This window comes from Streptomyces sp. NPDC023541, from assembly GCF_055559995.1.
This window is the reverse complement of the sequence record NZ_JBVHJO010000011.1, coordinates 186,598-199,473: the sequence shown is the minus strand read 5'-3', so window position 1 is coordinate 199,473 and position 12,876 is coordinate 186,598. Positions and strand designations below refer to the sequence as shown.

General features: G+C 74.7%; 10 protein-coding genes and 1 riboswitch. Of the genes, 9 read left to right on the top strand and 1 reads right to left on the bottom strand.

All coding sequences use genetic code 11. From position 1 onward, the window contains the following. The first annotated feature begins 173 nt into the window (after positions 1-173). The 7 genes from ACZ3X1_RS26180 (at position 174) to ACZ3X1_RS26150 (ending at position 8,914) form a co-directional block, all read left to right on the top strand. A complete protein-coding gene (locus ACZ3X1_RS26180) occupies positions 174-1,448 on the top strand; it encodes an inorganic phosphate transporter (protein ID WP_356814746.1) in 1,275 nt (424 codons plus the stop codon). A 31-nt stretch (positions 1,449-1,479) separates the two neighbouring features. Continuing rightward, positions 1,480-1,701: a hypothetical protein gene (locus tag ACZ3X1_RS26175; RefSeq protein WP_030766819.1), complete on the top strand. Its 222-nt coding sequence runs from the start codon at positions 1,480-1,482 to the stop codon at positions 1,699-1,701. Between the two features lie 180 nt (positions 1,702-1,881). Continuing rightward, positions 1,882-1,967, top strand: a riboswitch (cobalamin riboswitch). Between the two features lie 58 nt (positions 1,968-2,025). Beyond that, positions 2,026-2,982, top strand: coding sequence for a cobalamin biosynthesis protein (locus tag ACZ3X1_RS26170; RefSeq protein WP_467281146.1), 957 nt, complete (start codon positions 2,026-2,028; stop codon positions 2,980-2,982). Then, positions 2,979-4,538, top strand: coding sequence for a cobyric acid synthase (locus ACZ3X1_RS26165; protein WP_356814748.1), 1,560 nt, complete (start codon positions 2,979-2,981; stop codon positions 4,536-4,538). The genes ACZ3X1_RS26170 and ACZ3X1_RS26165 overlap by 4 nt, the downstream gene beginning before the upstream one ends. A 211-nt stretch (positions 4,539-4,749) precedes the next feature. Beyond that, complete coding sequence (locus ACZ3X1_RS26160; RefSeq protein ID WP_467281145.1) at positions 4,750-6,876, top strand: putative cobaltochelatase; 2,127 nt, start codon at positions 4,750-4,752, stop codon at positions 6,874-6,876. After that, positions 6,876-7,475: a cob(I)yrinic acid a,c-diamide adenosyltransferase gene (gene cobO, locus ACZ3X1_RS26155; protein ID WP_356814750.1), complete on the top strand. Its 600-nt coding sequence runs from the start codon at positions 6,876-6,878 to the stop codon at positions 7,473-7,475. The genes ACZ3X1_RS26160 and cobO overlap by 1 nt, the downstream gene beginning before the upstream one ends. A gap of 11 nt (positions 7,476-7,486) precedes the next feature. Further along, positions 7,487-8,914, top strand: a complete 1,428-nt coding sequence (locus ACZ3X1_RS26150; protein WP_467281186.1) for a cobyrinate a,c-diamide synthase — start codon at positions 7,487-7,489, stop codon at positions 8,912-8,914. An 11-nt stretch (positions 8,915-8,925) separates the two neighbouring features. On the opposite strand, the gene ACZ3X1_RS26145 is transcribed toward ACZ3X1_RS26150, so the two are convergent. Continuing rightward, entirely contained in the window at positions 8,926-9,651 is a 726-nt protein-coding gene (locus ACZ3X1_RS26145; protein ID WP_362631673.1) for a ZIP family metal transporter, read from the bottom strand. A gap of 128 nt (positions 9,652-9,779) precedes the next feature. Here ACZ3X1_RS26145 and cobC point away from each other — a divergent pair, with 128 nt between their 5' ends. After that, positions 9,780-11,201: an Rv2231c family pyridoxal phosphate-dependent protein CobC gene (cobC, locus tag ACZ3X1_RS26140; protein WP_467281144.1), complete on the top strand. Its 1,422-nt coding sequence runs from the start codon at positions 9,780-9,782 to the stop codon at positions 11,199-11,201. A gap of 216 nt (positions 11,202-11,417) precedes the next feature. Next, positions 11,418-12,650, top strand: coding sequence for a CapA family protein (locus ACZ3X1_RS26135; protein ID WP_467281143.1), 1,233 nt, complete (start codon positions 11,418-11,420; stop codon positions 12,648-12,650). Positions 12,651-12,876 lie beyond the last annotated feature (226 nt).

Below are 12,876 nucleotides of genomic sequence, written 5' to 3'. Positions count from 1 at the left end.
TTCATTCACCCGGCTTTGACGTGCATTAATGCTGAAATGTGCGCAAGAATCAGGACGAATGTCCCGATCGCGCCCCGTGCCCGTACACCGCTCCGCCGGAGCCAGTTCACCTTCCGTTCATCCAGGTTGCCTACGTTCGCTGAGCCACTGACGCCAAACAGAAGCCTGGGTAAATGGAGCACATAACGCTTCTCCTCGGGATCGTGATCATCACCGCTCTCGTGTTCGACTTCACGAACGGTTTTCACGACACGGCCAACGCGATGGCCACCACCATCTCGACCGGCGCCCTCAAGCCCAAGACGGCGGTGGCGATGTCCGCCGTCCTCAACCTCGTCGGCGCCTTCATGTCCGTGGAGGTCGCCAAGACGATCTCCAAGGGCCTGGTCAACGAGGAAGGCATCCAGCCAGAGGTGATCTTCGCCGCGCTGGTCGGCGCCATCCTCTGGAACCTCGTCACCTGGTTGGTCGGACTCCCCTCCAGCTCCTCCCACGCCCTGATGGGCGGCCTGATCGGCGCCGCGGTCGCCTCCGCCGGCATCGGCGCGGTCAACGGCAGCGTCGTCGTCACCAAGGTGCTCATCCCCGCGATCGCCGCTCCGCTGGTGGCCGGCATCGCCGCGTACCTGGCCGCGAAGGTCACCTACAAGCTGGGTGACAAGGTCGGCGGCAAGACCGCCGCCAAGGGCTACCGCGCCGGCCAGATCGCCTCGGCCGGCCTGGTCTCCCTCGCGCACGGCACCAACGACGCGCAGAAGACGATGGGCATCATCACCCTGGCCCTCATCGCCGGCGGCGCGATCGCGCCCGACGCGAACCCGCCGGTCTGGGTCATCGTCTCCGCCGGTCTGGCCATCGCCATGGGCACCTACCTGGGCGGCTGGCGCATCATCCGCACCATGGGCAAGGGCCTGACCGACCTGCAGCCGCAGCAGGGCTTCGCCGCCCAGACCTCGGCCGCGTCCGTCATCCTCGCCTCCTCGAACCTGGGCTTCTCGCTCTCCACCACCCACTCGTGCTCCGGTGCGGTCATGGGTGCGGGCCTGGGCCGCAAGGGCGGTGTGGTCCGCTGGTCCACCGCGACCCGCATGTTCGTCGCCTGGGGCCTGACCCTGCCGGCCGCCGCGCTGGTCTCGGCCGGTGCCGAGCTGGTCATGCGCGCCGGTGACATCGGCATCGCCGCCGTCACCGTCTTCCTGGTCGGCTCCTGCCTCGCCATCTGGCTCATCTCGCGCCGCCAGGTCGTCGACCACCACAACGTCAACGACGTCAACGACGCCGAGCGGGCGGAGGCCGAGGCACCGGGTGTCGTCACCACGGCCATCGCGGCCGTCACCGTCCCCCCGACCGTCGCCGCGGCCGGTACCACCGCCGCGGTCACGGACGCAGACCTCAAGGCCACCATCCCGGCCGCGACGACCCCGGCGGCTCCGGCCGCCACGGTCTGACCGAGACACAGACACAAGAGGAATCGGCAGTATGAAGATCGACTGGGAAGCGCTCGGCTCCGTCTTCGGGGTCAGCCTCTTCGCCACCGTCGCCCTCGTGGCCCTCTTCACCCTGGGTCTGGTGGGCCTGTCCAAGCACGAGGCCGCGACCGAGCAGGGCGGCAGCGCCACCCTGGCCCGCAGCGGCGCGTACCTCTGCTTCGCGCTCGTCGCGGCGGCCGTGACGTACGGGATCTACCTGATCGTCGCCTGATCGTCGCCCGTATCCGCCGCGACAGCGCGGGTAGGGCGTGAAAGCTCGTGCAAGCTCCCTCCGGGTTCGTCCCGGAGGGAGCTTCCGCATCTCCCGGCCCTGCCGCGCCGCTGGTCAACGGCGAGTTGACGGGCCTTCCGGGCGCGTGGTGGACTGCCCGAGCCAATACGGCGGCATGGAGAGGAAGTCCGGTGCGATTCCGGCGCGGTCCCGCCACTGTCACCGGGGAACGCACGCCTCGCGTGCGCCCCGGGAGCCAGGAACTCTCGCCGCCGGACACGTCGAACCAGGGCGCGGACCCTGAGTGAGGACATACCTGCCACCATGCGTGCCGATCGCGTCTTCGCGTACGGCGCCACGGCGGGCCTGATCGGCGACCGGATCCTCGGTGATCCCCGCCGAGGGCACCCCGTGGCCGCCTTCGGACGAGCCGCCGCCGCCGTCGAGCGTTCCCTGTGGCGTGACGACCGCGGCCGGGGCGTCCTGCACACCCTGCTGTGCGCCGGGGGCGCGGCCGCCGTCGGCGCACTGGGCGCCCGCTCGTTGCGCTCCGGGCCCGCGGCCGCCCGTATCGCCCTGACCGCCGCCGCCACGTGGGCCGTCGTGGGCGGCACCTCGCTGGGCCGGGAGGCCCGGGCCATCGGCGGCGCGCTCGCCGCCGGGGACGTCGAGGTGGCCCGCGAGCGGCTGCCGCACCTGTGCGGGCGCGACCCGCACTCCCTGGACGGGCAGCAGATGGCCCGCGCCGTCGTGGAGTCCGTCGCCGAGAACACCTCCGACGCGGTGGTCGGGGCCCTGGTGTGGGGCGCCGTCGCCGGGGTCCCCGGACTGCTGGCGTTCCGCGCCGTCAACACCCTGGACGCGATGGTCGGCCACAAGTCGCCCCGCCACCTGCGCTACGGCTGGGCCTCGGCCCGGCTCGACGACCTCGCCGGCTGGCCGGGGGCCCGGCTGACGGCCCTGGCCGCCGTGGTGGCCGGCCCCGACCGGCGCGGAGCCGTACGGGCGTGGCGCGCGGACGCCGCCGCGCACCCGAGCCCGAACGCGGGGCCCGTCGAGGCCTCCTTCGCCGGGGCGCTGGGCGTCAGACTGGGCGGGACCCTGGCCTACGGCGGCCGGGTCGAGCACCGGGCCGTGCTGAACGGCGGGGCCGGACGGCCGGTGGAGGTCGCGGACATCGAACGGGCGGTACGGCTGTCACGGCAGGTGACGTGGCTGGCCCTGGGCGCCTGCGTGGCCGTCCGGACGCTGGGGGAACGAGTACGGAGGGGACGCGCATGAGCGGCGTGAAGCGCGGCGGCGGACTGCTGGTGGCGGGTACGACGTCGGACGCGGGCAAGAGCGTGGTCACAGCGGGCATCTGCCGCTGGCTGGCCCGCCAGGGCGTGAAGGTGGCGCCCTTCAAGGCGCAGAACATGTCGCTGAACTCCTTCGTCACCCGGGAGGGTGCCGAAATCGGCCGCGCCCAGGCGATGCAGGCCCAGGCGGCCCGCGTGGAGCCGACCGCGCTGATGAACCCGGTGCTGCTCAAGCCCGGCAGCGACCGCAGCAGCCAGGTGGTGCTGCTGGGCAAGCCGGTGGGCGAGATGAGCGCGCGCGGGTTCTTCGGGGGGTCCCGGGGGTCGTCCCCCGGCGAGGCGCTGCGGGGCGGGCGCCAGGAGCAGCTGCTCGGCGTCGTCACGGACTGCCTGGAGCAGCTTCGGGGCACGTATGACGCCGTGATCTGCGAGGGGGCGGGGAGTCCGGCCGAGATCAACCTGCGCCGGACCGACATCGTGAACATGGGCATCGCACGGGCCGCGCGCTTCCCGGTGGTCGTGGTCGGCGACATCGACCGCGGCGGGGTCTTCGCGTCCTTCTTCGGCACGACGGCGCTGCTCTCCCCGCAGGACCAGGAGCTGATCGCCGGGTACATGGTGAACAAGTTCCGCGGCGACGTGTCCCTGCTGGAGCCCGGCATGGAGATGCTGCGCGGGCTGACCGGCCGGGCGACGTACGGGGTGCTGCCGTTCCAGCACGGGCTGGGCATCGACGAGGAGGACGGCCTGCGGGTCTCCCTGCGGGGCGCCGTACGGGAGTCCGTGGTGGCGCCGCCCGTGGGCGAGGACGTGCTGCGGGTCGCGGTGTGCGCGGTGCCGCTGATGTCGAACTTCACGGACGTCGACGCGCTCGCGGCCGAGCCCGGCGTCGTGGTGCGCTTCGTGGACCGCGCCGAGGAGCTGGCCGACGCGGACCTGGTCGTCGTACCGGGCACCCGCGGCACGGTGAAGGCACTGGCGTGGCTGCGCGAGCGCGGGCTCGCGGCCGCCCTGGCGCGGCGGGCCGCCGAAGGACGGCCGGTGCTGGGCGTCTGCGGCGGTTTCCAGGCGCTGGGCGAACACATCGAGGACGACGTCGAATCGCGGGCGGGCTCGGTGGAGGGCCTCGGGCTGCTGCCGGTACGGGTGCGCTTCGCGCCCGAGAAGACCTTGGCCCGGCCGTCCGGGACGGCGCTCGGCGAGCCGGTGGACGGGTACGAGATCCACCACGGGGTGGCCGAGGTCCTGGGCGGGGAGCCGTTCCTGGACGGCTGCCGGGTGGGCTCCGTGTGGGGCACGCACTGGCACGGCTCGCTGGAGTCGGACGGCTTCCGCCGGGCGTTCCTGCGGGAGGTGGCGGCGGCCGCCGGGCGGCGCTTCGTGCCGGCCCCGGACACCTCGTTCGCCACGCTGCGCGAGGAACAGCTCGACCTGCTGGGCGACTTGATCGAGCAGCACGCGGACACGGATGCGCTGCTGAAGCTGATCGAGTCCGGGGCCCCGGCCGGGCTCCCGTTCCTCCCGCCGGGCGCGCCGTGACGGGCCGGGAACCTGTTGCGCGCACCGAGCGCCGGAGCGGCGGAAGGCGTGCCACCCCCGCCGTCGCGGGGACCACAGGAGCAGCTCGCCCAGGTGCTCGTGCAGGAGCGGGCCATCCCCGCCGGTGCGGGGAGCAGGTACCAAGCCCGGCGAACCGTCGATACGACGGCACCGACGTCCATCGCAAGCCACTCGAAGGAGTGACCGTTTCATGAGCAGCGCCAACTTCCCGTTCTCCGCCGTTGTCGGACAGGACGACCTGCGGCTGGCGCTCCTGCTGAACGCCGTGAGCCCGGCGGTCGGCGGTGTGCTCGTGCGCGGCGAGAAGGGGACCGCCAAGTCCACCGCCGTGCGCGCGCTGTCGGCGCTGCTGCCGCAGGTCGACGTCGTACCCGGCTGCCGGTTCTCGTGCGCGCCCGCCGCGCCGGACCCGGCCTGCCCCGACGGTCCGCACGAGGCCGGCCCGGGCGGCGCCCGGCCGGCCCGCATGGTGGAGCTGCCCGTCGGCGCCTCCGAGGACCGCCTCGTCGGCGCCCTCGACATCGAACGGGCCCTCGCCGAGGGCGTGAAGGCCTTCGAGCCGGGCTTGCTTGCCGACGCCCACCGCGGGATCCTCTACGTCGACGAAGTCAACCTGCTCCATGACCACTTGGTGGACGTACTCCTCGACGCCGCCGCGATGGGCGCCTCGTACGTGGAGCGCGAGGGCGTCTCCGTGCGGCACGCGGCCCGGTTCCTGCTCGTCGGCACCATGAACCCGGAGGAGGGCGAGCTGCGCCCGCAGCTCCTCGACCGCTTCGGGCTGACCGTGGAGGTCGCCGCCTCCCGCGAGCCCGCCCAGCGGGTGGAGGTGGTCCGCCGCCGGCTCGCCTACGAGGACGACCCCGCGGGCTTCGCCGCCCGCTGGTCGGGGGACGAGAGCGAGGTCCGCGCCCGGGTCGTGGCCGCACGGGCGCTGCTGCCGCAGGTCCGCCTCGGGGACACCGCACTGCTCCGGATCGCCGCGGCCTGCGCCGGCTTCGAGGTCGACGGCATGCGGGCCGACATCGTGATGGCGCGGACCGCGACCGCGCTGGCCGCCTGGGCGGGGCGCACGGTGGTGCTGAAGGAGGACGTGCGGCAGGCCGCGCTGCTGGCGCTCCCCCACCGCCGGCGCCGCAACCCCTTCGACGCGCCGGGCCTGGACGAGGGAAAGCTGGACGAGATCCTCGACCAGTTCCCCGACGAGGAGCCGGAGAACGACCCGGACCCGGAGCCGGAGCCGGATCCCGGCACCGACCCGGACGGCGGCCCCCAGAACCCGCAGGGCCCGGACGGCGACGGCGGCCCCGACGGTGGCGGCGGAGTGCCCCCGCAGGGCAGCGGCCCCCAGGACGCGCAGTGCCCGGGGGAGCCCGCCGAGGCCCCCGCGGACTCCCCCGAGGCGCCCCGGCAGCCTTCCGCCCAGGAGGCCGGCGGGCCCGAGCAGGCCGCCGTACGGGCGGCCGAGCCGTTCCGGACCAAGATGCTGAGCGTCCCCGGACTGGGTGAGGGGGCCGCCGGGCGGCGTTCGCGCGCCCGGACCGCCCACGGCCGGACCACCGGCGCCCAGCGCCCCCGCGGCCAGCTGACGAAGCTGCACCTGGCGGCCACCGTCCACGCGGCCGCCCCGCACCAGAAGGCGCGCGGCCGCGCCGGGCGCGGCCTGGTGATCCGCAAGGACGACCTGCGCCAGGCCGTCCGGGAGGGCCGCGAGGGCAACCTCGTCCTCTTCGTGGTCGACGCCTCCGGCTCCATGGCCGCCCGGCAGCGGATGAGCGCGGTCAAGGGCGCCGTGCTGTCGCTGCTCCTGGACGCCTACCAGCGCCGGGACAAGGTCGGCCTGGTCACCTTCCGCGGCGCAGCCGCCGAGCTGGCGCTGCCGCCCACTTCCTCGGTGGACGCGGCGGCCGCCCGGCTGGAGAAGCTGCCCACCGGCGGCCGCACCCCGCTGGGGGCCGGGCTGCTGAAGGCCCACGAGGTGCTGCGGATCGAGCGGCTGCGGGATCCGAGCCGCCGGCCGCTGCTGGTCGTGGTCACCGACGGGCGGGCCACCTCGGCCGGGGCCGTCGGCGGCGACCCGCGCGAGCTGACGGCGCGCAGTGCCCGGCTGCTGGCCGCCGAAGGAATCGCGTCGGTGGTCGTCGACTGCGAGTCGGGGCCGGTCCGGCTGGGGCTCGCCGGAGCGCTGGCCGCCGACCTCGGCGGGGCGGCCGTCACCCTCGACGGGCTGCGGGCCGACTCACTGGCCGGGCTCGTGAAGGACGTACGTACCGCAGTGACAACTCCCGCTTCCCACACCACCAGGAGGGCCGCCTAATGCCTCAGGGACAGCCGTCCGTCGTTCCGGACGACGGACTCACCACGCGCCAGCGCCGCAACCGCCCGCTCGTCTTCGTCCACACCGGCCCCGGCAAGGGCAAGTCCACGGCGGCCTTCGGGCTGGCGCTGCGCGCATGGAACCAGGGCTGGCCGATCGGGGTGTTCCAGTTCGTCAAGTCGGCGAAGTGGAAGGTCGGCGAGGAGAACGCGCTCAAGGTGCTCGGTGCCTCCGGCGAGGGCGGCAGCGTCGTCTGGCACAAGATGGGCGAGGGCTGGTCCTGGGTCCAGCGGGACGCCCAGCTCGACAACGAGCAGGCGGCCAAGGAGGGCTGGGAGCAGGTCAAGCGGGACTTGGCCGCCGAGACGCACAAGCTGTACGTGCTCGACGAGTTTGCGTACCCGATGCACTGGGGCTGGATCGACGTCGACGAGGTCATCGAGGTGCTGCGCAGCCGCCCCGGCACGCAGCACGTGGTGATCACCGGCCGCAACGCGCCGGAGAAGCTGGTGGAGTTCGCGGACCTGGTCACCGAGATGACCAAGGTGAAGCACCCGATGGACGCCGGCCAGAAGGGCCAGAGGGGCATCGAGTGGTGACTGCGTTCGACATGCCCCGGCTGGTCGTCGCCGCGCCGTCGTCCGGCAGCGGCAAGACCACCGTGGCCACGGGCCTGATGGCGGCCTTCGCGGAGCGCGGCCTCGCCGTGTCCCCGCACAAGGCCGGGCCCGACTACATCGACCCCGGCTACCACGCGCTGGCCACCGGCCGGCCGGGGCGCAACCTCGACGCCTTCATGTGCGGGCCGGAGCTGGTCGCTCCGCTGTTCGCGCACGGCGCGTCCGGGTGCGACCTCGCCCTGGTCGAGGGCGTGATGGGGCTCTACGACGGGGCCGCGGGCCGGGGCGAGCTGGCGTCGACGGCGCAGGTGGCGAAGTTGCTGCGGGCGCCGGTGGTGCTGGTGGTCGACGCGTCCTCGCAGTCGCGGTCGGTGGCGGCGCTGGTGCACGGCTTCGCGTCCTTCGACCCGCAGGTCCGGCTGGGCGGCGTGATCCTGAACAAGGTCGGCTCGGACCGGCACGAGGTGATGCTGCGGGAGGCCCTGGAGGAAGCGGGGATGCCGGTGCTCGGCGTCCTGCGGCGGGCTCCGCAGGTGGCCACGCCCTCGCGCCACCTGGGGCTGGTGCCGGTGGCCGAGCGGCACGCCGACGCGCTGGCCGCCGTGGCGGCGCTGGCCGAGCAGGTCAGGGCGGGTTGTGACCTGGACGCGCTGATGGCGCTGGCGCGGACGGCACCGCCGCTGTCCTGCGAGCCGTGGTCGCCGCATCCGGCCCCGCCGGCGTTCGAGGCGGGGGGATCCGGGTGCGGCGGTCCCGGCGACGGCGCCGCGCCGTACCGACGGCCGGTCGTCGCCGTCGCCGGCGGGCCGGCGTTCACCTTCTCGTACGCCGAGCATGCGGAGCTGCTCACGGCCGCCGGGGCGGAGGTCGTCACCTTCGACCCGCTCCGGGACGAGGCGCTGCCCGAAGGGGCCGGCGGTTTGGTGATCGGCGGCGGGTTCCCCGAGGTGTACGCGCCCGAGCTGTCCGCCAACGAACCGCTGCGGGCGGCCGTCTCGGCCTTCGCGGCGGCCGGCGGCCCGGTGGCGGCCGAGTGCGCCGGGCTGCTGTACCTGGCGCGGTCGCTGGACGGCAAGCCCATGTGCGGGGTGCTCGACGCGGACGGGCGGATGTCTGAGCGGCTGACCCTCGGCTACCGCGAGGCGGTGGCGGTGTCCGACAGCTCGCTCGCGGCGGCCGGGACCCGGCTGCGCGGGCACGAGTTCCACCGGACGGTGATCGAGCCGGGCGCCGGAGCGGCTCCCGCATGGGGGTTCACGCACCCGGAGCGCCGGGTCGAGGGCTTCGTCCGGCAGGGTGTGCACGCCAGCTACCTGCACACCCACTGGGCGGCGGAGCCGTCCGTCGCCCGCCGCTTCGCGCAGGCCGCGGCCGCGCGGACGGGGGCCGTACGGGACGCCGCGGCAGCGCGGCCGTGAACCCTGCCGGCTCACTCCGCGATGCCCACCACGAGCCAGATCCCGGCCACCCCGCCCACCGTGCACATCAGCGTGGACAGGGCGGGGTGCTTGTGGTGCGCCTCGGGCAGGATCTCGGCGGCCGCGAGGTAGAGCAGGAGGCCGCCGAAGAAGCCCAGGTAGGCGCCGAGAGGTTCCTCCGGAAGGGTGAACAGCAGAGTGGACGCGGCACCGGCCACGGGGGCCACCGCGTCCGCGAACAGCATCATCAGGGCCTTCCGGCGGTCGTTGCCGTAGAGGCTGGTGAGCGTGTACGTGTTGAACCCGTCGGCGAAGTCGTGGGTGATGACGGCCAGCGCCACGGCCGCGCCCATCCCGCCGCCGACCTGGAAGGCCGCGCCCAGCGCCACCCCGTCGGCGAGACTGTGGCCGACCATCGCGGCAGCCGCGGTGAGCCCGACCTCCGGGACGCGAGCGCCGTTCTCGGCGCCGTGCGCGGCCTGGCGCACGGCCAGGAGCCGCTCGACGACGTGGGCGACCAGGAAGCCGCCCACGAAGAGCAGCAGGGCGAGCGGGACGCCGAACACCTCGTCACCCGCCGCGTGCAGGGCTTCGGGGAGCAGGTCCAAGCCGACGACGCCGAGCATCAGCCCCCCGGCCAGGCCCAGCACGAGGTGGCGGCGGTCGGTGACGCGTTGCGCCGTCCAACCGCCCAGCAGGGTCATCAGGAACGCGCCCAGCGCCACGATCACGGCCATGTGCCCCTGAATACAGACTCCTCGCCCCGCGCGCACGTCCGCGCGCGGGTGCCGGGCGTCGCGGTGTTGACGACTGACCGGTGTCCGGTGATGTGCCGGTGACCGTGACTACGGAGGGAGGCCCCCCGGTGGGCGAGTACACGACGCGGCTGGTGGTCGGGGTCGGCGGGCGCGCGGGGGTCTCCGTGGAGGAGGTCTGCGCCCTGGTCGAGGAGACGTTGCGGGGTGCCGGGCTGGCCGCGGAGGCGGTGACGGCGCTGGCCACGGTGGACTCGAAGGTGGGCGAGGCGGGGATCGCCGGTGCGGCGGAACGTTTCGGCGTACCTGTCCTCGGCTATCCCGCGGACCGGCTGGCCGACGTCGCCGTACCGCATCCCTCGGAGGCGGCGCGGGCCGCGACCGGGACCCCCTCGGTGGCGGAGGCCGCCGCCCTCGTGGCGGGCGGGGAACTCCTCGTGCCCAAGCGGCGCTCGCTCTCGGCGACCTGCGCGGTCGCCACGGCGCAGGCGCACGACCTGCGCCACCACGGGGACGCCGAGGTGGTGGACGCGGGCTCCGACCTGGAGGACCTCGCGGTCAACGTACGGGCGCACACGCCCCCGCAGTGGCTCAGGCAGCGGATCGCCGCCTCCCTCGGGGACCTCGCCGCCTACCCCGACGGGCGCACGGCCCGCGCGGCAGTCGCGGCCCGGCACGGGCTGCCGGTCGAGCGGGTGCTGCTGACGGCGGGGGCGGCGGAGGCCTTCGTACTGGTGGCGCGGGCCCTGGGCGCCGTACGGCCGGTCGTGGTGCATCCGCAGTTCACCGAGCCGGAGGCGGCCCTGCGGGACGCCGGCCACCGGGTCGAGCGGGTGGTACTGCGGGCCGAGGACGGGTTCCGGCTGGATCCGGCAGCCGTGCCGCAGGACGCGGACCTGGTGGTCATCGGCAATCCGACCAACCCGACGTCCGTCCTGCACCCGGCGGCGGTCCTGGCGCGGCTGGCCCGGCCGGGCCGGATCCTGGTGGTGGACGAGGCGTTCATGGACGCCGTCCCGGGCGAACGGGAGGCCCTCGCGGGCCGGACGGACCTGCCGGGGCTGGTGGTGCTGCGGAGCCTGACGAAGACGTGGGGCCTGGCGGGGCTGCGGATCGGCTACGTGCTGGCCGAGCCCGGGGTGATCGCCAAGCTGGCGGCGGCGCAGCCGCTGTGGCCGGTGTCGACACCGGCCCTGGTGGCGGCCGAGGCCTGTGTGGCTCCGGCGGCGCTGGCCGAGGCCGAGGAGGCGGCCCGGCGGATCGCGGTGGACCGGGCGCACCTGCTGGCCGGGCTGGCGGAGTTCGACGAGGTGAGGGTCGTGGGGGTGGCGGAGGGGCCGTTCGTCCTGATCCAGGTGGCGGACGGCGCGGAGGTCCGCACCCGGCTTCGGGCCCTCGGCTTCGCCGTCCGGCGCGGGGACACCTTCCCCGGGCTGGACCGGACCTGGCTCCGCCTGGCGGTGCGCGACCGGGCGACGACGGGCCGACTGCTGCAGGCCTTGGACCGCGCCCTCGCGCTGACCTCGCGCTGACCTCGGCCCGACTCGCCCCGACCTCGCCCTGTCCGCCCGCCGACCTCGCGCCGCAGTGGCCGCCGACCTGGGGCGGAGCCCGCAGCCGCCTGGCTGACCTGCGCGTTTCCGGCGGCTCCGGCATGGGGTTCACTCGAACGGCCCACCTACGATGGCTGCGGGGGCGGGGCCGTTCGAGGATCCCCGCATCGGTTGAGGAACCAACGGGGGTCGGGAATGAAGGCATCCACCGCGGCAGTCGCGGCGCTGGCCGGGCTGGCGGTCGCGGGCGGCGCGCTGTACGCCGTACCGCAGCTGCTCGACGCAGATGACGCGCCCGCCGCACGGCAGCGGCTGGGGGGCGAGCCGGCCCGGGGGACGCCGTCCCCGCCGGCGGCTCCCGCCGCCCCTGCGGGGCAGCCGTTCACGCTGGTGGCGACCGGGGACATCATCCCGTACCCGTCGATCATCCAGCGGGCCGGGGACGACGCCGGCCAGGCCGGGGAGTACGACTTCCGGAAGATACTCGCGGGGGTCAAGCCCCTGGTCTCCGCCGCCGACCTGGCGATATGCCACCACGAGATACCGTACGGGCGCCCCGGCGGCCCCTACACCGGCTACCCCGCCTTCAAGGCCCCGCACCAGCTGGCGGACGCCCTCAAGGACGCCGGCTACGACGGGTGTTCCACCGCCTCGAACCACACGCTGGACGACGGCTACGAGGGCCTGGCCCGCACCCTGGAGCACCTGGACCGGGTCGGCATCCCGCACGTCGGCTCGGCCCGCAGCGCGGAGGAGGCCAAGGCGCCGGCCCTGCTGTCGGCGGGCGGCGCGAAGGTCGCGCAGCTTTCGTACACGTACGGCACGAACGGCATCCCGCTCCCCCCGGACAAGCCGTGGGCCGTGAACCTGATCGACAAGGACCGGATCATCGCCGACGCCCGCGCGGCCCGGGCCGGCGGCGCGGGGGTCGTGGTGCTCAGCGTCCACTGGGGCACCGAGTGGCAGACGGCGCCCGACGAGCAGCAACAGGAGCTGGCGCAGGCACTGACCGCGTCCCGCTCGGCCGACGGCCTCCCCGACATCGACCTGATCATCGGCACGCACAACCACGTCCCGCAGCCCTACGAGAAGATCAACGGCACCTGGGTGGTCTTCGGCATGGGCGACCAGGTCGCCAGCTTCGTGCCGGCCGACAAGCTGCGCGGCAACCAGTCCTCGGTCCCCCGCTTCACCTTCGCCCCGGCGGCGGACCGTCCGGGCCGCTGGGAGGTGGTGAAGGCCGAGTACCTCACGCAGTACTCGGACATGGGACCGCCGTTCCGTGTCGTCTGCGCCTCCTGCGCGGCCTCGGACGGCGCGCTCCCGGCCGGCAAACGCGACGAGTACGCGCGGATCGACCGGCAGGTCGCCGACGCCGTGATGTCACGCGGCGCGGGCGAGCAGGGGCTGACCCACGCCACCCGTTGAGCACTCCCCTCCGATGTGCTCGCCGGGCGGCGGTGGCGCCGGCGGAACCCCGGCCGGCGCCGGGACCGGTCGGCGCCGGGACCGGTCGGCGCCGGGACCCGGGCCGCACGACGGGTCCGGGGCCGCGACGGGACCGGGGCGGGACCGGGGCTGGGGCGGGGCCGGGGCCGGGGCTGGGGTCGGGGTCGGGGTCGGGGTCGGGGTCGGGGCGGGAGCCAGGGCCGGG

Bases quoted from the DNA above. Each gene is read 5' to 3' on its own strand.
- ACZ3X1_RS26170 (WP_467281146.1), top strand. From the start codon at position 2,026: ATGCGTGCCGATCGCGTCTTCGCGTACGGCGCCACGGCGGGCCTGATC.
- ACZ3X1_RS26175 (WP_030766819.1), top strand. From the start codon at position 1,480: ATGAAGATCGACTGGGAAGCGCTCGGCTCCGTCTTCGGGGTCAGCCTC.
- ACZ3X1_RS26135 (WP_467281143.1), top strand. From the start codon at position 11,418: ATGAAGGCATCCACCGCGGCAGTCGCGGCGCTGGCCGGGCTGGCGGTC.
- cobO (WP_356814750.1), top strand. From the start codon at position 6,876: ATGCCTCAGGGACAGCCGTCCGTCGTTCCGGACGACGGACTCACCACG.
- ACZ3X1_RS26160 (WP_467281145.1), top strand. From the start codon at position 4,750: ATGAGCAGCGCCAACTTCCCGTTCTCCGCCGTTGTCGGACAGGACGAC.
- ACZ3X1_RS26165 (WP_356814748.1), top strand. From the start codon at position 2,979: ATGAGCGGCGTGAAGCGCGGCGGCGGACTGCTGGTGGCGGGTACGACG.
- ACZ3X1_RS26150 (WP_467281186.1), top strand. From the start codon at position 7,487: ATGCCCCGGCTGGTCGTCGCCGCGCCGTCGTCCGGCAGCGGCAAGACC.
- ACZ3X1_RS26180 (WP_356814746.1), top strand. From the start codon at position 174: ATGGAGCACATAACGCTTCTCCTCGGGATCGTGATCATCACCGCTCTC.
- ACZ3X1_RS26145 (WP_362631673.1), bottom strand. From the start codon at position 9,651: ATGGCCGTGATCGTGGCGCTGGGCGCGTTCCTGATGACCCTGCTGGGC.